17 protein-coding genes are annotated in these 23,052 nt (G+C 64.9%); 6 read left to right on the top strand and 11 right to left on the bottom strand.

Annotated elements, in window-relative coordinates:
* Positions 1-6: 6 nt before the first annotated feature.
* The 3 genes from truB to pnp are packed head-to-tail and all read left to right on the top strand — an operon-like array spanning position 7 to position 3,404.
* A complete protein-coding gene (truB, locus tag V6X63_RS01980) occupies positions 7-945 on the top strand; it encodes a tRNA pseudouridine(55) synthase TruB (protein WP_367966925.1) in 939 nt (312 codons plus the stop codon).
* Between the two features lie 44 nt (positions 946-989).
* On the top strand, positions 990-1,259 hold the full coding sequence (gene rpsO / locus V6X63_RS01975; protein ID WP_367966924.1) for a 30S ribosomal protein S15: 270 nt from the start codon (positions 990-992) through the stop codon (positions 1,257-1,259).
* Positions 1,260-1,292: 33 nt separating this feature from the next.
* Positions 1,293-3,404 (top strand): polyribonucleotide nucleotidyltransferase, encoded by a 2,112-nt coding sequence (gene pnp / locus V6X63_RS01970; protein ID WP_367966923.1) that lies wholly within the window; start codon positions 1,293-1,295, stop codon positions 3,402-3,404.
* Between the two features lie 86 nt (positions 3,405-3,490).
* Here the strand turns inward: pnp and V6X63_RS01965 are convergent, their stop codons facing one another.
* Both V6X63_RS01965 and V6X63_RS01960 read right to left on the bottom strand, forming a co-directional pair.
* Positions 3,491-5,563, bottom strand: coding sequence for a 3'-5' exonuclease (locus V6X63_RS01965; protein WP_367966922.1), 2,073 nt, complete (start codon positions 5,561-5,563; stop codon positions 3,491-3,493).
* A gap of 2 nt (positions 5,564-5,565) precedes the next feature.
* A complete protein-coding gene (locus V6X63_RS01960) occupies positions 5,566-5,940 on the bottom strand; it encodes a response regulator transcription factor (protein WP_367966921.1) in 375 nt (124 codons plus the stop codon).
* 123 nt (positions 5,941-6,063) lie between these two features.
* Between V6X63_RS01960 and V6X63_RS01955 the strand changes: the two genes are divergently transcribed.
* Complete coding sequence (locus V6X63_RS01955) at positions 6,064-7,968, top strand: putative nucleotidyltransferase substrate binding domain-containing protein (protein ID WP_367966920.1); 1,905 nt, start codon at positions 6,064-6,066, stop codon at positions 7,966-7,968.
* 127 nt (positions 7,969-8,095) lie between these two features.
* On the opposite strand, the gene V6X63_RS01950 is transcribed toward V6X63_RS01955, so the two are convergent.
* The 7 genes from V6X63_RS01950 to gluQRS all read right to left on the bottom strand — a co-directional run bounded on the left by V6X63_RS01950 (position 8,096) and on the right by gluQRS (position 17,785).
* Complete coding sequence (locus V6X63_RS01950) at positions 8,096-9,850, bottom strand: sodium:solute symporter family protein (RefSeq protein WP_367966919.1); 1,755 nt, start codon at positions 9,848-9,850, stop codon at positions 8,096-8,098.
* Between the two features lie 16 nt (positions 9,851-9,866).
* Positions 9,867-10,133: a DUF4212 domain-containing protein gene (locus V6X63_RS01945; protein ID WP_367966918.1), complete on the bottom strand. Its 267-nt coding sequence runs from the start codon at positions 10,131-10,133 to the stop codon at positions 9,867-9,869.
* A 257-nt stretch (positions 10,134-10,390) separates the two neighbouring features.
* The gene (gene acs / locus V6X63_RS01940) at positions 10,391-12,328 is read right to left on the bottom strand and encodes an acetate--CoA ligase (protein ID WP_367966917.1); all 1,938 of its coding nucleotides are present in this window, start codon (positions 12,326-12,328) and stop codon (positions 10,391-10,393) included.
* Between the two features lie 55 nt (positions 12,329-12,383).
* A complete protein-coding gene (locus V6X63_RS01935; RefSeq protein ID WP_367966916.1) occupies positions 12,384-13,718 on the bottom strand; it encodes a sigma-54-dependent transcriptional regulator in 1,335 nt (444 codons plus the stop codon).
* Complete coding sequence (locus V6X63_RS01930) at positions 13,711-16,653, bottom strand: ATP-binding protein (protein ID WP_367977990.1); 2,943 nt, start codon at positions 16,651-16,653, stop codon at positions 13,711-13,713. Before V6X63_RS01930 ends, V6X63_RS01935 begins: the two co-directional genes overlap by 8 nt.
* Positions 16,643-16,837: a hypothetical protein gene (locus tag V6X63_RS01925; RefSeq protein WP_367977989.1), complete on the bottom strand. Its 195-nt coding sequence runs from the start codon at positions 16,835-16,837 to the stop codon at positions 16,643-16,645. The genes V6X63_RS01930 and V6X63_RS01925 overlap by 11 nt, the downstream gene beginning before the upstream one ends.
* A 51-nt stretch (positions 16,838-16,888) precedes the next feature.
* The gene (gene gluQRS, locus V6X63_RS01920) at positions 16,889-17,785 is read right to left on the bottom strand and encodes a tRNA glutamyl-Q(34) synthetase GluQRS (RefSeq protein ID WP_367966913.1); all 897 of its coding nucleotides are present in this window, start codon (positions 17,783-17,785) and stop codon (positions 16,889-16,891) included.
* A gap of 48 nt (positions 17,786-17,833) precedes the next feature.
* On the opposite strand from gluQRS, the gene V6X63_RS01915 reads away from it, so the two are divergent.
* Positions 17,834-19,006 carry a pyridoxal phosphate-dependent aminotransferase gene (locus V6X63_RS01915; RefSeq protein WP_367966912.1) on the top strand — a complete coding sequence of 391 codons (1,173 nt, stop codon included), beginning with the start codon at positions 17,834-17,836 and terminating at the stop codon, positions 19,004-19,006.
* Here V6X63_RS01915 and V6X63_RS01910 read toward each other — a convergent pair.
* Positions 19,003-19,356, bottom strand: coding sequence for a DUF779 domain-containing protein (locus V6X63_RS01910; protein WP_367966911.1), 354 nt, complete (start codon positions 19,354-19,356; stop codon positions 19,003-19,005). The two genes, V6X63_RS01915 and V6X63_RS01910, sit on opposite strands and share 4 nt — an antisense overlap.
* A gap of 76 nt (positions 19,357-19,432) precedes the next feature.
* Complete coding sequence (gene exaC / locus V6X63_RS01905) at positions 19,433-20,953, bottom strand: acetaldehyde dehydrogenase ExaC (protein WP_367966910.1); 1,521 nt, start codon at positions 20,951-20,953, stop codon at positions 19,433-19,435.
* A 213-nt stretch (positions 20,954-21,166) separates the two neighbouring features.
* Between exaC and V6X63_RS01900 the strand changes: the two genes are divergently transcribed.
* Positions 21,167-23,050: a sigma-54-dependent Fis family transcriptional regulator gene (locus tag V6X63_RS01900; protein WP_367977988.1), complete on the top strand. Its 1,884-nt coding sequence runs from the start codon at positions 21,167-21,169 to the stop codon at positions 23,048-23,050.
* Positions 23,051-23,052 lie beyond the last annotated feature (2 nt).

Below are 23,052 nucleotides of genomic sequence, written 5' to 3'. Positions count from 1 at the left end.
GACGACATGGCGCGCAAGAGTGGCCGCTACGTAGACGGCATCCTCCTTCTTGATAAGCCCTCGGGCATGACCTCCAACCGGGCCCTGCGTCGGGTGAGTCGCTGTCTGGATGCCCGCAAGGCCGGACATACCGGGAGCCTCGATCCGCTGGCCACCGGGCTGCTGGTGCTGTGCTTCGGCGAAGCGACCAAGGTCAGCGGCTGGCTGCTGGATGCGGATAAGCAGTACCTGACGACCGCGCGTCTGGGGGTGACCACGGACAGCGCGGATGCGGACGGCACCGTCGTCGAGGCGCGGCGCGTCCCTGATCTGGATGACCCCGAACTGGAGTCTGTTCTGGCATGCTTCCGGGGCGAAATCGAGCAGGTTCCGCCGATGTTCTCCGCGCTCAAGCATCAGGGCCGCCGATTGCATGAGCTCGCCCGCGAAGGCGTTGTCGTTGACCGGGAACCGCGCCGGGTGACCATCCACGGTCTCTCCGGCCGAATGACCGCGCCGGATCGACTGGAACTCCGCGTGGACTGTACCAAGGGCACCTACATCCGCAGCCTGGTCGCCGATTTAGGCGAGCGGCTGGGTTGCGGGGCCCATGTGGAATCGCTGCGGCGGACGGCCCTCGGCCCCTTCCGAGATCCGGTCATGTGGAGACTGGAGGATCTTGAGGAGTGTGCATCGGGTGGGCCGGAGGCGCTGGACGCGTGTCTGTTGCCCCCGGATCAGGCACTCACCGGCCATCCGGCGGTGACGCTGGCGTCCGGGCAGGCGCCGGCATTCTGCCAGGGGCAGGCCGCCGCACCCGCGACGGCGCTCCCCGCGGAGGCCCGGGGCGCGGGTCCCCTACGGGTATACAGCGAGTTCGGGGCGTTCCTCGGTATCGGTCGGGCAGACGACGGCGGCAGCGTGGCGCCGAGGCGATTGCTTGTTCAGCGAAGCAGCGGGGGCTAGAATGCCCCATTCTGTTAAATCAGCGAGTTAACCAGGAGTCATTGATGTCACTCAGCGCTCAGCAGAAGCAGGAGATCGTCCGTGATTACGGACGCTCCGACGGGGATACGGGGTCCCCGGAGGTTCAGATCGCCCTTCTGACCGCCCGCATCCAGCACCTCACCGAACATTTCGCCACCCACAAGCAGGACCACCATTCCCGCCGCGGTCTTCTGAAGCTGGTCAATCAGCGCCGGCAGCTGCTGGACTACCTGCATCGCAAGAGCCTTGAGCGTTACCAGTCCGTCATCGAACGACTCGGCCTGCGCAAGTAAGGCGAACAGAAACCGACCAGGGGTGTATTTGCAGTGACTCCAACCGCCGTCAAGAAGTCCTTCCAGTTCGGTGAACAGACCGTAACGCTCGAAACGGGCAAGATCGCCCGCCAGGCCACCGGTGCCGTGCTCGTCAACATGGCCGACACCGTCGTGCTGGTCACCGTGGTTGGCAAGCGTGAGGAGGTGCCCGGGCGCAGCTTCCTGCCGCTCACGGTCAACTACCAGGAGCGTACCTACGCGGCTGGCAAGATCCCCGGTGGGTTTTTCAAGCGCGAGGGGCGGCCATCCGAGAAGGAGACGCTCGTCTCGCGGCTCATCGACCGGCCGATCCGGCCGCTCTTTCCCGCTGGATTCTCCAACGAGGTCCAGGTGATCGCGACGGTCATCTCCATGAACCCTGACGTGGATGCGGATATTCCCGCCATGCTGGGGACGTCCGCGGCACTGGCGATCAGCGGCATCCCCTTCGAGGGCCCCATCGGTGCCGCCCGCGTCGGCTATCGTGACGGCGGGTTCATCCTCAACCCCACCTTCAGTCAGCTCGAGGAATCCGAGCTTGATCTGGTGGTCGCCGGCACCGAACAGGCGGTGCTGATGGTCGAGTCCGAGGCGGACCGCCTGTCCGAGCAGACCATGCTGGACGCCGTTCTCTACGGCCATGAGCAGATGCAGTCCGCGATCGCCGCCATCAACGAGCTGGCGGCCGAGGCCGGCAAGCCCCGCTGGGAATGGACGCCGGCGCCCACCGACGAATCGCTGGCCGCACGGGTCGGCGAACTCGCTGAACAGTCACTCACCGAGGCCTACGGGATCGCCGACAAGCAGGCACGCCAGGAGGCCATCGGCGCGGTTCGTGAGCGGGTCAGTGCGGAACTGGTCGGCGATGACGAGACGGCCGAGGGCTGGAGCGCCGATGCTGTCGGCGAGGCCTTCAAGACGCTCGAGAAGCGCATCGTGCGTGGCCGCATTCTGGGTGGAGAGCCCCGGATCGATGGTCGTGACCAGAAGACGGTCCGCCCCATCGACATCGAGGTGGGCACCCTCCCGCGTACGCATGGTTCGGCGATCTTCACCCGCGGTGAGACGCAGGCGATTGTCGTGACCACCCTGGGCACCGGGCGTGACGCGCAGATCATCGATGCCATTGAAGGCGAGCGTCGCGAGCCCTTCATGCTGCATTACAACTTCCCGCCTTATTGTGTGGGCGAGACGGGTTTCATGGGGACCCCCAAGCGCCGTGAAATCGGGCATGGCAAGCTGGCCAAGCGGGGCATCCAGGCGGTCATGCCGTCCCCCGAGGACTGTCCATACGTGGTTCGCGTGGTCTCCGAGATCACCGAGTCGAACGGCTCGAGCTCCATGGCCTCGGTCTGTGGTACCAGTCTCTCGCTGATGGACGCCGGTGTGCCCATCAAGGCACCCGTCGCTGGCATCGCCATGGGCCTGATCAAGGAAGGCGATGAATTCGCCGTGCTGACTGACATCCTCGGTGACGAGGATCATCTCGGCGACATGGACTTCAAGGTCGCCGGCACCGACAACGGTGTGACCGCGCTGCAGATGGACATCAAGATCAACGGCATCACCCGCGAGATCATGGAGCGGGCGCTGGAGCAGGCGCGCGATGGCCGGCTGCATATCCTCGGGCGCATGAACGATGTCATCGCCGAGCATCGCGAGGAGATGTCCGCCTACGCCCCGAGGCTCATCACACTGCGTATCGATCCGGAGAAGATCCGCGATGTCATCGGCAAGGGTGGCGCGACGATCCGTCAGCTGACCGAGGAGACCGGCACGACCATCGACATCACCGATGACGGCACGGTCACCATCGGTTCCGTGGACAAGGCGGCCGGTGAAGAGGCGCGACGCCGCATCGAGCTGCTTACCGCGGATGTCGAGGTCGGACAGGTATACGAGGGCAAGGTCATCAAGCTGATGGACTTTGGCGCTTTCGTGAATATCCTGCCGGGCCGTGACGGCCTCGTGCACATCTCGCAGATCTCCAACCGCCGGGTCGAGAGCGTCTCCGACGAGCTGAAGGAAGGACAGATGGTGCGGGTCAAGGTGCTCGAGGTGGATCGCCAGGGGCGCATCCGGCTCAGCATCAAGGCGCTGGAGGAAGAGGGCGTCGAGGGCTAGGCCGATCAATGGGATGCGGGGCCGATCCGCTCGGCCCGGATGAAAGCCCCGCGGCGGATGCCCGGGGCTTTTTCATTTCAGGCGGCTCAGAACGCGCGCTGCTGGCGTCGGAATTCCACCATCCGCTCCTGCGCGGCAATGGCCTCGCTGAGTGTGGTGATCGATTCGCCGGGCAGCAGCTCGATGAGTCGGGTGAATATCTCCGCCGTGGTCAGCGAATCTCCAAGGGCGGTATGGCGGCCGCCGACGCCGACACCGAGCCGGTCGGCGACGCTCTCCATGGTGTGCTCTCCCGTGTGGTCGTGCAGGAGGATGGAAAGCAACAGGGCGTCGAGCGTGGGATTATCGAACCGCACACCGCAGCGGCGCTGCTTGAGCCGCAGGAAGCGCATGTCGAACGCGATATTGAAGCCGACCAGCACTGCATCGCCGGCATAGGCATGGAATCGCCGGACGACCTCCTCGACGGGCGGTGCGTCGGCGATATCTTCATCGCTGATGCCATGAATGCTCGTCGCGAGCGCCGGAATGGGTCGGCCCGGATTGGCCAGCAGTTCAAAGGTTTCGCCGTGCATGACCCGGCCCCGGTGGATTCGTACCGCACCGATGGAAACGATCTCGTCGCCCTGACTGGGGGCCAGCCCGGTCGTCTCGCAGTCGAACACGACATAATCGAGGCTTGCGAGACTCGCCTCGGCCTCTGCGCCAAGCGGCCTGACAGGCTCTGAGTCCTCGACGGCGAAGTCATAGAATTCCGGGCGTGCAGGCACGATCTCGGTGGTCCTCACCTTCTCCGGCGCACCCGGCAGGGGCAGACGCAAGAGGGCCCGGCCGGTGCGTGACAGATCGGGCTGGCTCCAGGCCGTCGTATCGTGCCGCTGCAGGACCTCGCGCAGCGTGACAGTCCCGCCAACATCCTCGAGTCCGGCGTCCAGCCATTCATCCAGCTGGTCCGGTGCAATGACGTCTCCCGACCAGTTCATCTCCAGATACACGAGGCTCCCCTCCTCACGGCCGGAGAGGGCCACGGCGGAGACATCGAGCTCGGTGACCAGGCGCGCCAGCAGCGCCTCGACAACCTGACTCAGCAGATAGGGCTCCGCAGACACCCAGACATCGGCACGACACTGGATCCGGGGCAGGGCAGCACTATCTCCGGTCTGCTTGATACCGTCGACCAGGCTGCCGAGATGGACATCCTCCAGCCGCCAGTTGTCGGTCACCACTGACATCGTCTCAGTGGACAGTGCCTTGAAGCCCTCGGTGAGGCGATGCGTCTCCTCGCTGATCATGCCGCTGAAGCGGGTCGCGTCCTCCGTCAGGCCAGCCTCCTGGGCGAGGCGTAGAGTCTCGCTGGCGGTATTGAGGCTCGTCAGCGGGTTGCGCAGGGCCTCCACGGCCTCGCGCAGGCGCTGCTCCCGGCGAAGGGCGGAGCGTGTCTGACGTGAGACATCCTGCAGCGTCATCACGAAGCCGGCGGTGTCCGGGTCGTCGGTGGCGAGTCGCGCGACCCGGCAGCGAAGCAGGCGCTCACCGCTGGCCGTGGCACAGACCAGCTCGGCGTCGGCCGGCGCATCGGTCCCGCCCTCCCGCGGTTCCAGCAGACGCAGGGTATGGCGCAGCGGGCCCTCGTTGAGCACCTCATTGATATTGCGGCCGAGGCCAAGAGCCGGTTCGGCGCTCAGCAGTTCCCGCGCCGTCCGGTTATACAGGTTGATGCGGCCGTCCGGCCCACAGACGAGGACCCCCTCGCGGATCTCGCGCAGGATCGTCTCGAGTCGGGCCTTCCTGGCCTCGATACGAGTGGTCCAGGCGGCGGCCGCCTCTTCGAGCTCACGCCGGCTGCGGGCCACCGCACCGCCGAGTTGCTCCACGGTCTCGGGCAGCCGACCCAGCCAGTGACGGCCCCTCACCTCGAGACGATGTCCGGGGTTGGTGGTCGCGATGATACCGGCACCGCGTTCGGTCGCCACGAGCGGGCGGCCGATGCGTCGGTCGATGACGAACCCGGCGGCGAGCGTGCCAGATGCACCGGCGGCGGCCGCCAGCAGGGGATGCAGCGGAACCAGCAGGATGATGGCGATCAGCTCCGCCGCCGCCAAGGCGCCAATGGTGAGCCAGAGGCGTTTGCGCAGTCGGGGGAGCCGGAACGCCCGCACCCTCAGGCAGCCTCTCGGAGCAGCTCCTGCACCCGGACAAGCATTCCCGCGGGGTCGAATGGTTTGACGACGAAGTCGGTGGCGCCCAGTGATAATGCCTTCTCACGTTCCACCTCGAGGCTGCGGGTGGTCAGCATGAGAACGGGAAGATGCTGTAGCCCGGGTCGGGCCAGCAGCGCCTGACAGAGATCGTAGCCACTGCGGTCGGGCAGGTTGGCGTCGATCAGGGCCAGGTCCGGGCGCATTGTCTCGACCGCGGCCTCCGCCTCGGCGTAAGTGCCGGCAAGCGTCACATTGAATCCGGCATGACCGAGCAGGAACTGAAGGGCGGTGGCGAGGTTGGACTCGTGATCCACGAGCAGAATGTTCTTATACATGGCGATCCAGCATCACTGATGCTGCCTCCTCCTCCTCGTTTCCTCTGCAGTATAGGCTATTAAGGCCGGGGTTTGTCGAGGTATTCTGTCTGCCGATAAGGCTGATTTTTCCAGGAGACGCGCATGGTTGGCGCCAATGCCGGCACCAACGCCACGGCTGTGGCCCGGGAGTTCCTCAAGGATAATGCCCCGTTCGACCGGCTTCCCAATGGGCTTCAGCGATACTTCCTCGAGCACTGCGAACTCCGCGACTACACGGCCGGAACCGTGATCCTCGATCCGGCCGCGGGCCGGGCGCCGCACTTCTATGTGATCGTTGGCGGACGGGTGGATGCGGAGCGGCCCGGTGGTGGTGAATCGGGCGTCGAGCGATTTCAGCTCGAGACCGGCGAAAACTTTCCGATGGCGGCCATGATCGGGCAGCGGGCCACGCGGACCGTGTATCGGGCCGGCACCGATGTGCGCTGTCTCAGGCTGCCGCGTCCGGCGTTCGAGCATCTCATCAGCGAGAGTTCCGTTTTCCGGGACTACTGCCTGCGGGGCGTGAGCAGCCTGCTCGACCAGGTCCAGCAGGATATCCAGCAGCATGCCGCCGGCAATCTCGGAGGGGATTCCACCCTTGATACGCCGCTTGGTGATCTCATGAAGGGTGATCCGCTCACCTGCGCGCCGGATACCTCGGTGCGCGGCGCGGTGGAGGCGATGCATGAGCGCAAGGTGGGCAGTGTGCTGGTCACCGATGACGATCATCGGCCCCGCGGAATCTTCACGCTCCACGACCTGCGTGCCGTCGTCGCTGGCGGCAGCGGCCTGGACGAGCCGCTCAGTACGGTCATGACCGGTGATCCGCTGACCCTCGATACCGACACCTACGCCTTCGAGGCGATCGTCGAGATGGCCCGGCACCGGATCCGCCACATGATCATCACTGATCATGCGGGGCGGCTTGCCGGCGTGATTTCCGAGCGGGACATCTTCGCGCTCCAGCGCATCAATCTCGTTCATCTCACCCGCTCCATCACCGGTGCCGAGAGCGTTGACGCCCTCGTTCATGCCAGGGGGCAGGTGGGTGCGCTGATTGACAGCATGATGGCCCATGGCGCCGGCGTGGAGCAGATCACGCGGATCATCACCCTGCTCAATGACCGAACGGTCACCCGTGCCATTGAACTGGTGCTGGAGGAGCGGGGGGATCCTGGCGTGCCATTCACCTGGATCGCTTTTGGCAGCGAGGGGCGTAGCGAGCAGACGCGGGTGACGGATCAGGATAACGGCATCCTGTTCGATCCGGGTGCCGAGCCGCCGGAGACAGTCCGGGAGCGCCTGCTGCCCCTGGCCTGGCGTATCAATGAGGTGCTGGATGCCTGCGGGTTCACGCTATGCACCGGCAATGTCATGGCCAGCAACCCCAATCTCTGCCTGAGTCTGGCCGAGTGGGAGGACACCTTCCGCGGCATGGTCGGCAGCGCCACGCCGGAGAACCTGCTCAACTCCACCATTTATTTCGATTTTCGACCCATCTGGGGTGATCTTGCCGCCGGTGAGGCGCTCCATCAGCGTGTGGTTGAAATCGCAGCCGGCAACAGCGTCTTTCTGCATACCCTGGCGGGCAACTGCCTGGCCATCAAACCGCCCCTTGGTGTCTTTCGTGACTTCGTCACGGACAAGGACGATGACGGTGTCAACCGGCTCGATCTCAAGGTGCGGGGACTGACGCCATTCGTCGATGCTGCCCGGGTCATGGCGCTGCAGGCCGGCATCGTGGAATCCAACACGCCGGCACGCTTTCGCGGTCTGGTGGAGGCCGAAGTCCTCAGCGCCGAGGATGCCGGGGCATTCGAGCGCTCGTTCGCCTTTGTGCAGCTGCTGCGCATGCGGGAGCATCAGCGCCAGGCAGCCGCAGGCGAGGCCATGGGCAACCGGCTCGACCCCGATGAGCTCAACCCGATGGATCGCCGGATCCTCAAGGAGGCGTTCCGCGAGGCCCGTCGACTGCAGAAAAAGCTCGAGCTGCGCTTTCAGCTCTAGGGCGGGCCCTGCGTCCCAGCGAGTGACCCCACCGCGCCATTAAAAAGCCCCGGCACCTGACGGTGACCGGGGCTTTCGAGTTCAGCGGCTCGGTGCGTCATTCCATCGACGCACCGCACCGTCAGTCTCAGCTCGCGCGTGGCACGCGGATGCTCTCCACCAGCTCCTGGATATCCTTCGGCGGCGGTGCCGTCGCACGGGATACCAGGGTGGCCACAACCACGTTGATCAACGCGCCGATGGCGCCAATGGCCTGCGGCCCAATACCCATGAACCAGTGCTCCGGCGTGTCCGGCAGCGTGTTCGTGCCCGGGATGAAGAACCATCCCTTGTAGGTGAACACATAGATCAGGGTGAAGGTGAGGCCCGAGAGCATGCCCGCGATGGCGCCGGCACTGTTCATGCGCCGGTTGAAGATGCCGAGCATGAGGACCGGGAATAGTGAAGAGGCGGCCAGACCGAATGCCAGAGCCACCACCTGGGCCGCAAATCCTGGTGGATTCAGGCCCAGATAGCCAGCCACCAGCACCGCTGAACCCATGGCTATTCGCGCGGCTAACAACTCGCTCTTCTCGCTGATCCCCGGGTTGATGACACCCTTGATCAAGTCATGGGATATCGACGAGGAGATTGCCATGAGCAGGCCCGCCGCCGTTGACAGCGCCGCTGCCAGGCCGCCGGCCACCGTCAGCGCGATCACCCAGTTGGGCAACTGCGCGATCTCCGGGTTGGCCATGACCATGATGTCGCGGTCGACGGTCAGCTCGTTGCCTTCCCAGCCGTACTCGGCAGCCGTCGGCGCAAAGGCCGGGTTATTCGAGTCGTAGTACTGGATACGGCCGTCATCGTTCTTGTCCTCCCACTGGAGGAGTCCGGTCTCCTGCCAGCGCGAGAACCAGCCCGGCACGTCCTCATAGAGGAGGTTGCCGTCTTCCGACCCGATCGGACCCGGCTGGACCGTATTGATCAGGTTGTAGAAGGACATGGCGCCGACCGCCGGGGCCGTCGTGTAGAGGATGGCAATGAAGATCAGCGTCCATCCAGCGGAAAGGCGGGCATCCCGCACCCTCGGCACCGTGAAGAAACGCACGATGACGTGAGGCAGGCCGGCCGTGCCGATCATCAGCGACATGGTCAGGAAGAACATGTTGAGCATGCTTCCCTTCATCGCCGTGTACTGGGAAAAGCCGAGATCCACCAGAATGTTGTCCAGCTTGTTCAGCAGGTACGTGCCATCCGAGACGGTACCGCCCAATCCGAGCTGGGGCAGCGGATTGCCGGTGATGGCCAGCGAGATGAACACCGCCGGAATGGTATAGGCGAAGATCATGACGCAGTACTGGGCGATCTGCGTGTAGGTGATGCCCTTCATGCCGCCGATGACGGCATAGAAGAAGACGATCGCCATGCCGATGAAAAGCCCGACCTCGTAGCTCGTCTCCAGGAACCGCGAGAACGCGACGCCGATGCCCTTCATCTGCCCGATCACGTAGGTGATCGAGGCGACGATCAGGGCGATGACGGCGATGACGCGGGCGGTCTTGGAGTAAAAGCGGTCACCGATGAACTCGGGGACCGTGAACTTCCCGAACTTGCGCAGATAAGGCGCCAGGAGCAGGGCCAGGAGCACGTAGCCGCCGGTCCAGCCCATCAGGTAGACCGACGCGTCATAGCCCAGGAAGGCGATGAGGCCGGCCATGGAGATGAAGGAAGCCGCGGACATCCAGTCCGCCGCCGTGGCCATGCCGTTGGCAATTGGGTTGACCCCCTTGCCCGCGACATAGAATTCGCCGGTGCTGCCGGCCTTGGCCCAGATCGCGATCCCGATGTAGAGCACGAAGGTGGCGCCGACGATCAGATAGGTAGTGAGTGCCAGATCCATGTCGAATTCCCCTTCGTTATTCTTCGTGCACGTCGTATTTCCGATCCAGCGCATTCATTTTGAACACGTAGACGAAAATCAGGACGATGAACGCATAAATGGCGCCCTGCTGGGCGAACCAGAACCCGAGGGGGTAACCAGCGATCACGATGCTGTTGAGTGCCGGGGCGAGAATGATGCCCAGCCCATAGGAGACGACAAACCAGATGATCAGCAGCGTGATCAACAGTCTGACGTTCTCCTTCCAGTAGGCGATTGCCGCCTCTTCCTTACTTGAAGCCATGCTTTAGCTCCTCCTGCAGATGTCACTTCGGAGGCAGTGTCTGATTGACCTGCCGCCTTGTTATACGACGAATCCCGGTCCGTCTGACTACTATTCTTGCAAGAATCGTGCAATCCCGCGCTTTCCCCAAGATCCCCGTTATCTGCGGCTCACCAGGGCCCACGGCGGGACCAGGAGAGCGTCTCGTTACCGATCGTAACGTCGAGGTGTGGCGGACGGTAACGACGGCGGCTGGCTGGCCGCCGTCGTCCCCTTCGCTACTGGTTGGCGCGGTTGGTGATGAGCTCATCCACCACGGTCGGATCCGCCAGCGTGCTGGTATCCCCCAGGCTGTCGAGCTCGTTGGTCGCCACCTTACGCAGGATCCGGCGCATGATCTTGCCGGAGCGGGTCTTGGGTAGACCCGGTGCCCACTGGATGACGTCCGGTTTGGCGATCGGGCCGATCTCCTTGCGTACGAGATCAGTGAGCTCCTTGTGCAGGCCCTCATTCGGCTCCACGCCCTTGACCAGCGTGACGTAGCAATAGATGCCCTGACCCTTGAGATCATGCGGATAACCCACCACCGCGGCCTCGGCAACGGCATCATGCAGCACCAGTGCGCTCTCGATCTCCGCGGTGCCCATGCGGTGTCCCGAGACGTTGAGCACATCGTCGACGCGGCCGGTGATCCAGTAATAGCCATCCTCATCGCGTCGCGCACCGTCCCCGGTGAAGTACTTGCCGGCATAGGTGGTGAGGTAGGTATTCATGAAGCGTTCATGATCACCGTAGATGGTCCGCATCATGCTGGGCCAGGCCCGGGCGATGCACAGGTTGCCGTCGGTCGCCCCATCAAGGATGTTGCCCTCGTTGTCGACCAGCTCGGGCTCGACGCCGAAGAAGGGCAGAGTGGCCGAACCCGGTTTCAGGTCGATGGCGCCCGGCAGGGCCGAGATCATGATGGCGCCGGTTTCCGTCTGCCACCAGGTGTCCACGATCCGGCAGCGTTCGTCACCCACGACGCGGTAGTACCACTCCCACGCCTCCGGATTGATGGGCTCGCCCACGGTGCCGAGGATGCGAAGGCTTTTCCGGGAGTACTTCTTCACCAGCTCCTCGCCCTGGCCCATGAGCGAGCGGATGGCCGTCGGAGCGGTATAGAAGATGTTGACCTTGTGGTCGTCGATGACCTGCCAGAAGCGGCCGGCGTCCGGATAGGTGGGCACGCCCTCGAACACCAGACTCGTCGCCGCATTCGAGAGTGGCCCGTAGACGATGTAACTGTGACCCGTCACCCAGCCGACGTCGGCGGTACACCAGTAGACCTCGCCATCGTGGTAGTCGAAGACGTATTTGAACGTCATCGACGCCTGCAGGAGATAGCCGCCGGTGGTATGCAGCACGCCCTTGGGCTTGCCCGTCGAGCCGGAGGTGTAGAGGATGAACAGCGGATCCTCCGCGTCCATCTCCTCCGGTTCGCAGGTCGGCGAGGCCTCCGCGAGAGACTCCTGGTACCAGATGTCACGATCCGGATTCCAGGTCACCTCGTTGCCGGTGTGTCGGACCGTGACAACGGTATGGACGCTGTCGAGCCCGTCAATGGCCTTCTCCACGTTCTCCTTCAATGGCACCGGCTTGCCGCTGCGCAGGCCCTGGTCGGCGGTGATCACCGTCCGGCAGTCGGCATCCTCGATGCGGTCTCGGAGTGCATGGGGCGAGAAACCACCGAAGACGATGGAGTGAACGGCACCGATTCGGGTGCAGGCCAGCATGGCGACCACCGCTTCGGGGATCATCGGCATGTAGATGGAGACCCGGTCGCCCTTTGCGACACCACGGTCCTTCAGGACATTGGCCAGTCGGCAGACTTCCTCATGGAGTTCGCGATAAGTGATATGCCGCGTATTGCCGGGCTCGTCGCCTTCCCAGATGATCGCGTTGCGATCGCCGTGGGTCTCGAGATGGCGATCCAGGCAGTTGTAGCTCACATTCAGCTTGCCGCCCTCGAACCAGCGAATCTGGCCCTTGGTGAGGTCGTTGTTGCTGACTCGGTCCCATTTCCGGAACCACGTGATGAACTGCTCTGCCTGTTCACTCCAGAACGTGTCCGGATCATCCAGCGACTGCCGGTACATCCGGTCATATTCCTCGCGGGTGAGCAGTGCGTGCTCGGCGGTCTCCGGGGGTACCGGATACTGTTTTTCTGCGGCCATGCCGTTTTCTCCTCCTAGGTTACCGATTGTAACGTCCTGTATCGGGGCGCCACCCCTATCCTGCTTGGCGTCGACGCTGGATTCCAAGCCGCTGGCGTTTTTCCCAGAGCGCCTTGCGGCTGATACCCAGCCGTCGGGCGAGTTCCGTTTCGGTGAGCTCTCCCTCATGGGTGCGCACGAATTCGCGGAAGTAGTCCTCCAGCGAGAGGTTCAGCCCATGGTTGTCGGTCGGTGCCGTGCGGCCCGGCAATGCCAGGTCATCCGTCGTCACTGTCGCACCGTCGGCCAGTATCACCGCGCGCTCAATGACATTCTCAAGCTCGCGGACGTTGCCTGGCCAGTCATGATTCATGATCTGCCTCAATCCTTCCTCACTGAAGGTCATCGCCGGCCGGTTCAATCGACGGCAGGCCTTTTCAAGCAGGAATCGGGCCAATTCCGGTACATCCTCGCCGCGTTCACGCAATGCCGGCAGTTGAATCTCCATGACATTGATCCGGAAGTAGAGATCTTCACGGAAGTGGCCCTGGCCGACGAGGGTCTGCAGATCACGGTGGGTCGCCGCCACCAGGCGGATGTCGACCTGCCGCGAGTGCGATGCCCCGACACGCCGGATTTCCGACTCCTGGAGCACGCGCAGCAACCGTGCCTGAGCGGCAGCAGGGAGTTCGGCGATTTCATCGAGAAACAGCGTGCCACCGCTCGCCGACTCCACGAGGCCCTCCCGGGTGGCGTCAGCGCCCGTGAACGCGCCCTTTTCATGGCCGAAGAGCTCAGCCTCGATCAACGATTCCGGAATGGCGGCACAATTCACGGCAATGAGCGGGCCGTCCCGGCGATTGCTCTGCTCGTGCAGTGCCCGAGCCACCAGCTCCTTGCCGGTGCCCGATTCACCAAGGATAAGAACGGTGGTGTCCGTGGGCGCGACCCGGTCGACCCGCTCAAATACCTGTGCCATCGCCGGGCTGCGACCCACGATGCCGTTGACTGGATAGTCGGCATCCACCCGGGCGCGCAGGGCGGCATTCTGGCGCTGCAGCGCATGTTCCCGCAGGGCGCGATCGACCGTCAGCCGGAGCTCCTCGTTGTCGAACGGCTTCGCGATGTAGTCGACGGCACCCCGGCGCATGGCGTCCACGGCCGAGCGGATGCTGGCGTAGCTGGTCATGATGATCACCGGGACCGGCCCGGCCTCATCGATGACCTCCATGCCGCTGCGCCCCGGCAGCCGAATATCCGCGAGAATGAGATCGTGGTTGGCGAGTGGCCCCTGGTCCAGTGCCTCCTCCAGGGACTCGGCGGTGCTCACGCCCATTCCATGGCGCGACAGATGACGCTGGATGGCATCGCGGATGATGGTCTCGTCCTCGATGATGAGTACTTCAGCCATGAACCGGCTCTACCTCCCTGTCGGTGATCTGGGCGCGGGGCAGGCGGATCATGACCTCCGTGCCGCCGCTTCGGCCGCGCCGCGGCTGGATTCGCAGACTGCCGCCGTAGTTGCTGATGATGTTCTGGGCAAGCGCCAGGCCGAGGCCGGTGCCATGCCCGGGGGTCTTGGTGGTGAAGAAGGGCTCCATCACCTTGTCACGGATACCGGAGGGTATGCCGTGCCCCGTATCCAGTATCCGCAGGCTCACGCCGTCGCGCTGGAGCCTCGCCACCGTGGTGATCTCGCCACCGGGATCGCAGGCGTCCACCGCATTGCTGTAGACGTTGACCAGTACCTGGACCAGGCGCTGGTGATCGGCCATGACCGCCGCGTCCCCGGGTAACCGGGGGATGAAGACAATGCCCCTGGAGCGGGGGTTGAGCCGGACCAGGCGCTCGGCCTCCTCGACCACCGGTTGCAGGGCCGTGGGCTCTGGTCGGGTCGACGCCTCACCCCGTCCGGCATGGGCATAGTCCACCAGCGTCTGGACGATATGACTGATCCTCTCCGTCTGCTCGAGTATCTGCCGGGCATGGTCGTCCGCCCGGTCCTCGCGCAGTTCCTGGGCAAGACAGGCGATACCGGTGATCGGATTGCCGATCTCATGGGCCACGCCGGCCGCCAGGCGGCCGATGGACGCGAGTCGTTCACTATGTGCCAGTTCGTTCTCCAGGCGTTGCACATCCGTGACATCCTCCAGGAGCAATAACCGGTCGCCATTGGGTGTCCCTCCGGGCGCGCCGATCATGGCCTTGTGCAGGCTCATCCAGCGCGTGCCGCCGGCAAGCACCACGGGGCGCTTGTAGGCATGGCTCTCATCCTCGCCGATGAAACCGCTCAGCAGCTCACCCCAGGGTTCGGGCAGCTCGATCATGCTGCGCCCCAGCGCGCGGCCGGCGCTGATCCCCGTCATCTGATCCATGGCCGGGTTCCAGCGAGCGATCCGGCCCGCCGGCGTGACGGCGACGACGCCGAGTGGCAGGTCCTCGAGGATCTGACGGTGATAACGGCGCAGGGCGTCCAGCTCGGCGGCGATACCCTGAAATCCGCCCCGCGCCCGCTCGAGGCGCTCTTCGATCATGCGCACGTTCTGGGCAACCGCGCTGCGGCTGTCGGCGTCAAGGCGCAGGCATTCGTCCACGATATCGCGTGCCAGCACCGGCCCCATCATGCCGGAGAGGTTGCGCCTGACCTGTTCGCGCAGCTGCTGCAGCCGGTCGGGGCGGTTTTCCGTCCAGGCCAGATCGAGGTCCTCCAGTCCTTTGGCGATCTCGGCGCGTGCGGCCGGCAGACCGGTCACCGGCGCCAGCTGATCGACCATCTGCGCCGGGGATTCGGCGATGACCGAGCCAGCGGGGATGCGCGTGCTCACCTCACGGCAGGCGGAAGCCGCTTCGCTCTCCCGCGGCGCCTGACGGGTGAGCAGCGAGACGGCGGTGAACACGAGCGCATTGGTGGCGACGGACCAGAAGGCGAGGGCGCCGAAATGGGCCGGTGACTGGGCAACACTCAGGTCCAGACCGATGATGCGGATGGGCCCCATGGTACTGAGGGCTGGCAACAGGGCCGCTACTCCCCAGATGGTGCCGCCTGCCACCAGGCCGCTGACGAATCCCTGTCGCGTCGCGCCGGGCCAGTAGAGGACGGCCAGGACACCCGGAATGAGCTGAGCCATGGCCAGAAACGAGATCAGGCCCCAGGAGACGAGACCCTCGGTTCGCTCGAGACTCAGATAGAAGAAGTAACCAGCGGCGATCACCGCCGCGATCAGGGCGCGCCGTGTCCAGCGCAGTGTCCGGTAGAGATCCTGCCGGCCGGTGATCCGCATCACCGGCAGCACCAGATGATTCAGGCACATCGAGGACAGCGCCAATGTCGACACGATGATCATGGCGCTCGCCGCGGAGATGCCCCCGAGGTAGGTGAAAAGCACGACGGCCGCCGATCCGCTCTCCCCGGCGACGCCGAGTACGGTGTAGTCGGCCGGTGTCGACAGCCCCATGGCCTGCCCGGCCCACATCAGCGGCGGAATCGCCATGGCGAGCAGCAGAAGGAAGAGCGGAAATCCCCAGCTCGCGGTTCTCAAACCCTGGTCCTGGAGGTTTTCGGTGAACAGCATGTGAAACTGCCGGGGGAGGAGAAAGGCGGCGGCGAAGGCCAGGAATATCAGACCCGTCCACTCCGGGCTGGCGGCCCCTGCCTGGAAGGCCTCCAGTCGATCCGGGTTGTCCACCAGCCAGTCCCCGAGACCGGCGGGTCCGCCGAAGGCCAGCTCAACGGCCAGCCAGGCCACCAGCAGGAGCGCCGCCAGCTTGACCAGCGACTCGAAAGCAATCGCCGCGACCAGGCCACTGTGTTTCTCGCGGGGCGTGACATGGCGTGCGCCGAAGATGGTGGCGAATCCGGTGACCATGACACAGAAAACCACGGCGACCAGGTGGGGCGGAGACTCCCCGCTCAGCACCTGGGTGGATTCCGATACGGCCCGGATCTGCAGGGCCAGATAGGGGAGGCTGCCGGTGAGCAGCATCAACGTCACCAGAATGCCGGCGGCGCGACTGTCAAAACGGAAGGCGAACAGGTCGGCGATCGACGTGAGCTGGTGACGCCGGGTGAGCCGCAGAAGTGGCATCAGCAGCACGGGTGTCAGTGCGAAAGCGAGCGTTACGCCAATATAGATCGTGGCGTAGGTGATCCCGGCGTTGGCCGCGAAACCGACGCTGCCATAGTAACTCCAGGTGGTGGCGTAGACGCCCAGCGAGAGGACGTAGACCGCCGGATGGCGGATCACCGCCTCCGGTATCCAGCCACGCTCGCTGGCATGCGCGATGAGGAACAGCAGCGACAGGTAGGCGATGGCCGCGACGAACAGGCCGCCGAGACTAAAGGTCATGTCGTCTCCGCCGGCCGATGCTCAGGGCGATGATCAGAATGAACCCGAACCAGGCCACGAATGGCAGGTACCAGGATGGTGTCCGGTCCAGCCACCAGATCGTCAGTGGCGAGACGAACAGCACCAGACCCACACCCAGCAGGAAAAGGCTGACCGATTCGTTGGTCGCACTCGGTTTGGGCATTGCTCTCCTCCCAACCTGTTACCAACAGTATCACGGCTTATTGGCCGATCGTTATACCCGCACCTCGGAAGATCGGGGGATATGCGCCGGACGCCATGCTGTCACCGCCCATTCGAGGACTTCCCGCGGCGGGGCCCCGGCGATCTCCGCCGCCGGGGACTGGCCAAGAAAGGTCAGTGCATCGATCAGCGTGGCGCCAGGGTGTGTCAGATCCACCGGCGGCGCGCCATTGGTCTTGCTGAGCTTGCGGCCGCCGGGGTCAACGGCGATTGGCAGATGCAGATAACGGGGTGTCGGAAGGTCCAGCGATTGCTGGAGGGCGAGCTGAGGGAAGGTTGCCGGCAGCAGGTCGCCGCCGCGGACCACATCGGTGACACCCAGAGCGGCGTCATCCACCACCATGGCGAGGTGATACGCATGCAGTCCATCGCCACGGCGGATGATGAAATCACCGATGCCCGTGGCCGCTTCCAATGACTGGCTGCCGGCATGACGATCACGGAAGGAGAGCGTCCCTGCTGGCATGGCGAACCGCCAGCTCCGCGCGCCGCGCCCGGCTGGCAGCCCTTCCCGGCAGATGCCCGGATAGATCATTCCGGCCGGGCCCATCGAGGCGACGGCGGCGATTTCGCGGCGTGTACACGCACAGGGGTAGGCCCGGCGCTTTTCGCGCAGCCGCTCCAGTGCATGCTCATACTGATCACGATGCGGGTCCTGGTACTGGACCGGGCCGTCCCAGTGGAGGCCCAGGGCCTCAAGCGCCCGGCGTATGTCCGCTGCCGCATCGGCGCGGGCACGGCCGCTGTCGACATCGTCGATGCGCAGCCGCCAGGTCCCGCCGGCCGACCGAGCATCGAGGTAGCTGGCCAGCGCCGCGATGACCGATCCGCGGTGCAACGGACCCGTCGGGCTGGGGGCAAACCGGCCAACATACGCATTGCCGCTCATCTGCGGCATCATAGCGTATTGTCTTCAGGCCGACTTCCCGGGGTTATCGTGACGCTCCCGACGCTATCCGCCCGCAGTCATCGCATTCAGCCGTTTCATGTCATGGCGTTGCTCGCCCGTGCCCGGGAGCTTGAGGCGCATGGCAGGGATATCGTGCACATGGAGATCGGCGAACCGGATTTTCCCACCGCCGAGCCGGTCCGGATTGCCGGTGAGCAGGCCCTGACCCAGGGACATACCGGCTATCTGCCGGCGGCGGGTCTGCCAGCGCTGCGCGCGGCCATCGCCGGGCACTATCGGAGCCGCTACGGACTGGCCATTGATCCCGGTCGCATACTGATTACGCCGGGGGCGAGCGGGGCGTTGGTGGTGGCGCTCGCCATGCTGGCCGATCCGGGTCGCAATGTCCTGCTGCCGGACCCGGGATATCCCTGCAATCGCAATTTCGTCGAGCTGGTGGACGCGGTACCGCGGGCCGTTCGGGTGGATGCCGGGACCGATTATCAGCTCACGCCGGGGTTGGCCGCAGACGCCTGTGATGACAGAACCGCCGCGATGCTGGTCGGCTCGCCGGGCAATCCAACCGGCACCCTGGCCAGCGCGGCAGACCTTCAGGGGCTCGCGGCGCTTGCGCAGCGGCGCCACATCGGTCTGATCGTCGATGAGATCTACCACGGCCTTCACTACGGGGCTGATCCCGCCCAGGCGCTGGAGCATGCGCCGGACGCCACAGTGGTGAACAGCTTCTCGAAGTATTTCGGCATGACCGGATGGCGGCTGGGCTGGATGGTCGTTCCGCGGGACTGGGCGCCGGTTGCCGAAAAGCTGATGCAGAATCTGTTCATCAGCGCCTCAACCCCGGCGCAGTATGCCGCGCTCGCCTGCTTTGACGAAAAGGCGCTGGAGATTTTCGAATCCCGACGGGCGGCATTCCGCCAGCGCCGCGACTTCCTGCTGCCAGCACTGCGATCGCTGGGCTTCCACATACCGGGCGATCCCGCGGGTGCGTTCTATCTCTACGCGGATGTGTCGTCGCTGTGCGATGACAGCTTTGCGTTCGCCGAGGATCTGCTCGAGCAGGCCGGCGTTGCCGTGACACCCGGGCTCGATTTCGAGCGGACCGCTCCGCAGCGCCATCTGCGGTTTGCCTATACCACCGATACCAGCCGCCTCGCTGAGGCGCTGGAGCGTATCCGCGGTTTCCTCGCCGCCGGCAGCTAGCCAGACGCCGGAATGCTGCAGACCTCGGAGCGGGTCAGGAAACGCTTGCCCTCGGGGGCCTCGAGGGAAAAGCCGGAGCCGCGTCCCTCGATGACGTCGATGATCAGATTGGTATGGGCCCAGCGCTCGTACTGCGCTCCGCCGATATAGAAGGGCTCGCCGCCGATGTCGCCGAGGTAGACGTCATGTGCGCCGATGCGGAATTCATCGCGGGGGTAGCACATGGGGGCGCTGCCGTCGCAGCAGCCACCTGACTGGTGGAACACGAGCGGGCCGTGGCGTTCACGCAGCTCGGCAATGAGTGCCTCCGCCGCCGGGGTTGCGCTGACCTGGCTTGTGGCTTCCGTCATGATTCTCCTCCCTATTGGAAAACGGGGGCGGCTGCATAGATCAGCAGCCGTCCCCGTTGATCCGGCCGTCAGACGTTTAGAAAAGTCCCATCGGAGCCTGACTATAACTGACCAGCAGGTTCTTGGTCTGCTGATAGTGGGCCAGCATCATCTGATGGTTCTCGCGGCCGATGCCCGACTGCTTGTAGCCACCGAACGCCGCATGCGCGGGGTAGAGGTGGTAGCAGTTGGTCCAGACCCGCCCGGCCTGAATACCGCGGCCCATCCGGTAGGTGGTATGGGCGCTGCGCGACCACACGCCGGCACCCAGGCCATAGAGCGTGTCATTGGCAATCTCGAGCGCATTGTCCATGTCGCTGAAATCCGTAACCGACACCACCGGCCCGAAGATCTCCTCCTGGAAGATCCGCATCGAGTTGCGGCCCTCGAATACCGTAGGCTGGACGTAGAAGCCACCCGAGAGATCACCGCCGGGCTCGAGCTGTTCGCCACCGGCGAGCACCTTCGCGCCTTCCTGCCGGCCGATGTCGAGGTAGGCCAGGATCTTCTCGAGCTGATCGCGCGAGGCCTGAGCGCCCACCATCGTGTCGGTGTCCAGGGGGTTGCCTGTCTTGATGCGGCCGACGCGATCCAGGGCGGCGTCCATGAAGTCGCCGTAGAACGACTTCTGCACCAGCGCCCGCGACGGGCAGGTGCAGACCTCACCCTGGTTGAGCGCGAACATGGCGAAGCCTTCCAGCGACTTCTCGCGGAAGCCGTCGTCCGCAGCGAAACAGTCGTCAAAGAACACGTTGGGGGATTTGCCACCCAGTTCGAGCGTCACCGGGATGATGTTCTCGGAGGCGTACTGCATGATCAGCCGGCCGGTGGTCGTCTCACCCGTGAACGCCACCTTGGCGATGCGCGGGTTCGAGGCGAGGGCCTTGCCGGCCTCGGCACCGAAGCCGTTGACTACGTTGAGTACGCCGGCTGGCAGCAGATCGGCGATCATTTCCACCAGCAGCAGGATGCTGGCCGGGGTCTGTTCCGCAGGCTTCAGGACGATGCAGTTGCCGGCGGCCAATGCCGGCGCGATCTTCCAGGTCGCCATGAGGATCGGGAAGTTCCAGGGGATGATCTGCCCCACCACACCCAGTGGCTCGTGGATGTGATAGGCCACGGTATCGTTGTCCAGCTCGCCGATGGTCCCTTCCTGGGCGCGGATCACGCCGGCGAAGTACCGGAAGTGATCAATGGCCAGCGGGATGTCAGCCGCCAGTGTCTCACGTACGGGCTTGCCGTTCTCCCAGGCCTCGGCCACCGCGATCTTCTCGAGATTCTCCTCCATGCGGTCGGCGATGCGGTTGAGGATCACCGCGCGCTCGGCGACCGGGGTTTTCCCCCAGGCGTCCTTGGCGGCGTGGGCGGCGTCCAGGGCGAGCTCGATGTCGGCGGCCTTGGAGCGGGGAATGCTGCAGAAGGTCTGGCCAGTGACCGGCGTGGGGTTGTCGAAGTATTCCCCATCCACCGGGGCCTTCCACTCGCCACCGATGAAGTTGCCGTACTGGCTCTTGAAGCTGACGATGGCATCGCTGCTTCCGGGGTTTGCGTAGATCATGCTTTCTCCTCCGTTATTCATCCTGTCGTTCCCCCGAATGGGGCGACGGCCGATAACGTCGCAAGATCCGGGCCAGTATGGCGTGCCAGTACCTATCCCCTTGTCATGAGCGTTTTTTGAGGCGATCCTCTTGGCGAAACGGGCCGGAAAGAGTCCGCAGGCAATGTGCCGAGTTGGGACAACCTGTTGCAGAATGCGACAGAGGAGGAGGCCATGGACGATCGGCCACTGAGCGGCCGTGAGGAGCTGGTGGACGTCCGTCGCCAGCTACTGGCGGGTGATGTCTCCCCGCCTGGTGCCGCCGATGGGGTCGGGGCCTCCTGGCAACGGGTCCAGCGTGCGGGTCTCTCGCCGGGGCTCTGCGCGGCCGACGCCATGCTCGATGCGGTGTCGCTGCAACTTGCCCGTGAAGAGAACGAACGGCTCATCGCCTTCGCCCTTCCGGAGCTGGAGAACCTCCATCAGCAGATCGCCGGCAGCGGTAGCGCGGTGCTGCTGGCTGATGCCGATGGGGTGATTCTCGAGCGCCAGGGCGATCCGGGTTTCCGCGAGCGCAGCCGTCAGGTGGCGCTCTCGCCCGGTGCGTGCTGGGGGGAAGGGGCCCGGGGCACCAACGCCATCGGCGTCGCTCTGGCCGAGGGGCGCTGTGCCTCCGTTCACGGGCCCGAACACTTCCTCGAGTGCAATACGTTCCTGACCTGTGCGGCAACGCCCATCCGTGATCCGGGCGGCGGGATCATCGGCCTGCTCGATGTCTCCGGTGATCAGCCGGCGCGACAGCTCCATGCCCTCGGGCTCGTGCGCATGGGTGCCCGGATGATCGAGAACCGCATGCTGGCGGCCGAGTTCCCGGAGGCCATCTATCTGCATTTCCATGCCCGACCAGAGCTCTTGGGCACCCTCGGCGAAGGGATCGCCGCGGTGGATGGGGACGGTCGACTCCTCGCCCTCAACGCGGTGGCCCGCTCGCACTTCGCCAATCTGGCGCCGGGGACCGGGTTCGAGGCCCTGTTCGAAGGCTCACTGGAGCACCTCCTGCGGGGTGACTCGATCTCGCAGATGATCCGGACAACCACCGGAATCACGGTCTGTGTCCGGGTCATCAAGCCTCAGCAGCACGGTGCCGCCCATTCCGTCCACCTCGCGGATGCCGGCCACGCACGCAGCCAGGATCAGTTCAGCGAGCTGCATGCCGGTGATCCCGCGGTCGCGGAGACGCTGCAGCGGGCGCAGCGCGTATTCGCACGTGGGATTCCGTTGCTGATCGAGGGGGAGACCGGGACCGGCAAGGAGTGGGCCGCAAGGGCGCTGCATGCGCTTGGTCCGCGGTCCGACGGACCACTCGTGACCGTGAACTGTGCGGCGATTCCTGAGGGACTGGCCGAAGCGGAGTTGTTCGGTTATGTCCCGGGCGCCTTTACCGGCGCCAGTGCCAGTGGCGCCGACGGGCGTGTCATGGAGGCCAACGGCGGGACGCTGTTCCTCGACGAAATCGGTGATATGCCGCTGGCGCTGCAGACCCGACTGCTGCGGGTCATCCAGGAGCGCAGCGTTCTGCCAGTGGGCGGGGGCGCACCACGCGAGGTGGATTTCTCGTTGATCAGCGCCACCAACTGCGATCTGGCCGCGATGGTCGCCGAGGGACGCTTTCGTGCCGATCTCTACTACCGTCTCTGCGGTCTGCGGATCCAGTTGCCATCGCTGCGCTCGCGGGCGGATCTGGCCGGCTTGATTGATCGGTTCATCGCCGATGAAGATCCTCAGGCAGCCCTGTCAGCGGTCGCCCGGGAGAAACTGCTGGGCCACCACTGGCCGGGTAATCTGCGCGAGCTGCATAACGTGCTGCGCACGGCCATTGCATTGCGCGAGCCGGGCAGGCCCATCGACATCGCCGATCTGCCGGAAACCCTCATGGCGAATACGGCACCGGTGCCGCTCGATGTCGGTGGCGCGTCCGATGATCTGCGGGCCGCCGAACGGCGCTGCATGGAGGCGGCGGTCGCAGCCCATGATGGCAACTACAGTGCCGCGGCACGTTCGCTTGGCATCAGTCGGAGCACGCTCTACCGCCGCCTGGGCCGCGGAGACAACGGCTAGCG

Origin of the sequence: Spiribacter onubensis, assembly GCF_040838425.1 — a bacterium.
GTDB classification, from domain to species: Bacteria; Pseudomonadota; Gammaproteobacteria; order Nitrococcales; family Nitrococcaceae; genus Spiribacter; species Spiribacter onubensis.
The sequence above is the reverse complement of the archived record's forward strand: the minus strand, read 5'-3'. Positions and strand labels throughout refer to the sequence as shown.

What these genes read in the sequence shown, in the direction of transcription:
- truB (WP_367966925.1), top strand. Translation starts at nt 7, where the DNA reads ATGGCGCGCAAGAGTGGCCGCTACGTAGACGGCATCCTCCTTCTTGAT.
- rpsO (WP_367966924.1), top strand. Translation starts at nt 990, where the DNA reads ATGTCACTCAGCGCTCAGCAGAAGCAGGAGATCGTCCGTGATTACGGA.
- V6X63_RS01960 (WP_367966921.1), bottom strand. Translation starts at nt 5,940, where the DNA reads ATGTATAAGAACATTCTGCTCGTGGATCACGAGTCCAACCTCGCCACC.
- V6X63_RS01955 (WP_367966920.1), top strand. Translation starts at nt 6,064, where the DNA reads ATGGTTGGCGCCAATGCCGGCACCAACGCCACGGCTGTGGCCCGGGAG.
- V6X63_RS01950 (WP_367966919.1), bottom strand. Translation starts at nt 9,850, where the DNA reads ATGGATCTGGCACTCACTACCTATCTGATCGTCGGCGCCACCTTCGTG.
- V6X63_RS01945 (WP_367966918.1), bottom strand. Translation starts at nt 10,133, where the DNA reads ATGGCTTCAAGTAAGGAAGAGGCGGCAATCGCCTACTGGAAGGAGAAC.
- acs (WP_367966917.1), bottom strand. Translation starts at nt 12,328, where the DNA reads ATGGCCGCAGAAAAACAGTATCCGGTACCCCCGGAGACCGCCGAGCAC.
- V6X63_RS01935 (WP_367966916.1), bottom strand. Translation starts at nt 13,718, where the DNA reads ATGGCTGAAGTACTCATCATCGAGGACGAGACCATCATCCGCGATGCC.
- V6X63_RS01930 (WP_367977990.1), bottom strand. Translation starts at nt 16,653, where the DNA reads ATGACCTTTAGTCTCGGCGGCCTGTTCGTCGCGGCCATCGCCTACCTG.
- V6X63_RS01925 (WP_367977989.1), bottom strand. Translation starts at nt 16,837, where the DNA reads ATGCCCAAACCGAGTGCGACCAACGAATCGGTCAGCCTTTTCCTGCTG.
- gluQRS (WP_367966913.1), bottom strand. Translation starts at nt 17,785, where the DNA reads ATGAGCGGCAATGCGTATGTTGGCCGGTTTGCCCCCAGCCCGACGGGT.
- V6X63_RS01910 (WP_367966911.1), bottom strand. Translation starts at nt 19,356, where the DNA reads ATGACGGAAGCCACAAGCCAGGTCAGCGCAACCCCGGCGGCGGAGGCA.
- exaC (WP_367966910.1), bottom strand. Translation starts at nt 20,953, where the DNA reads ATGATCTACGCAAACCCCGGAAGCAGCGATGCCATCGTCAGCTTCAAG.
- V6X63_RS01900 (WP_367977988.1), top strand. Translation starts at nt 21,167, where the DNA reads ATGGACGATCGGCCACTGAGCGGCCGTGAGGAGCTGGTGGACGTCCGT.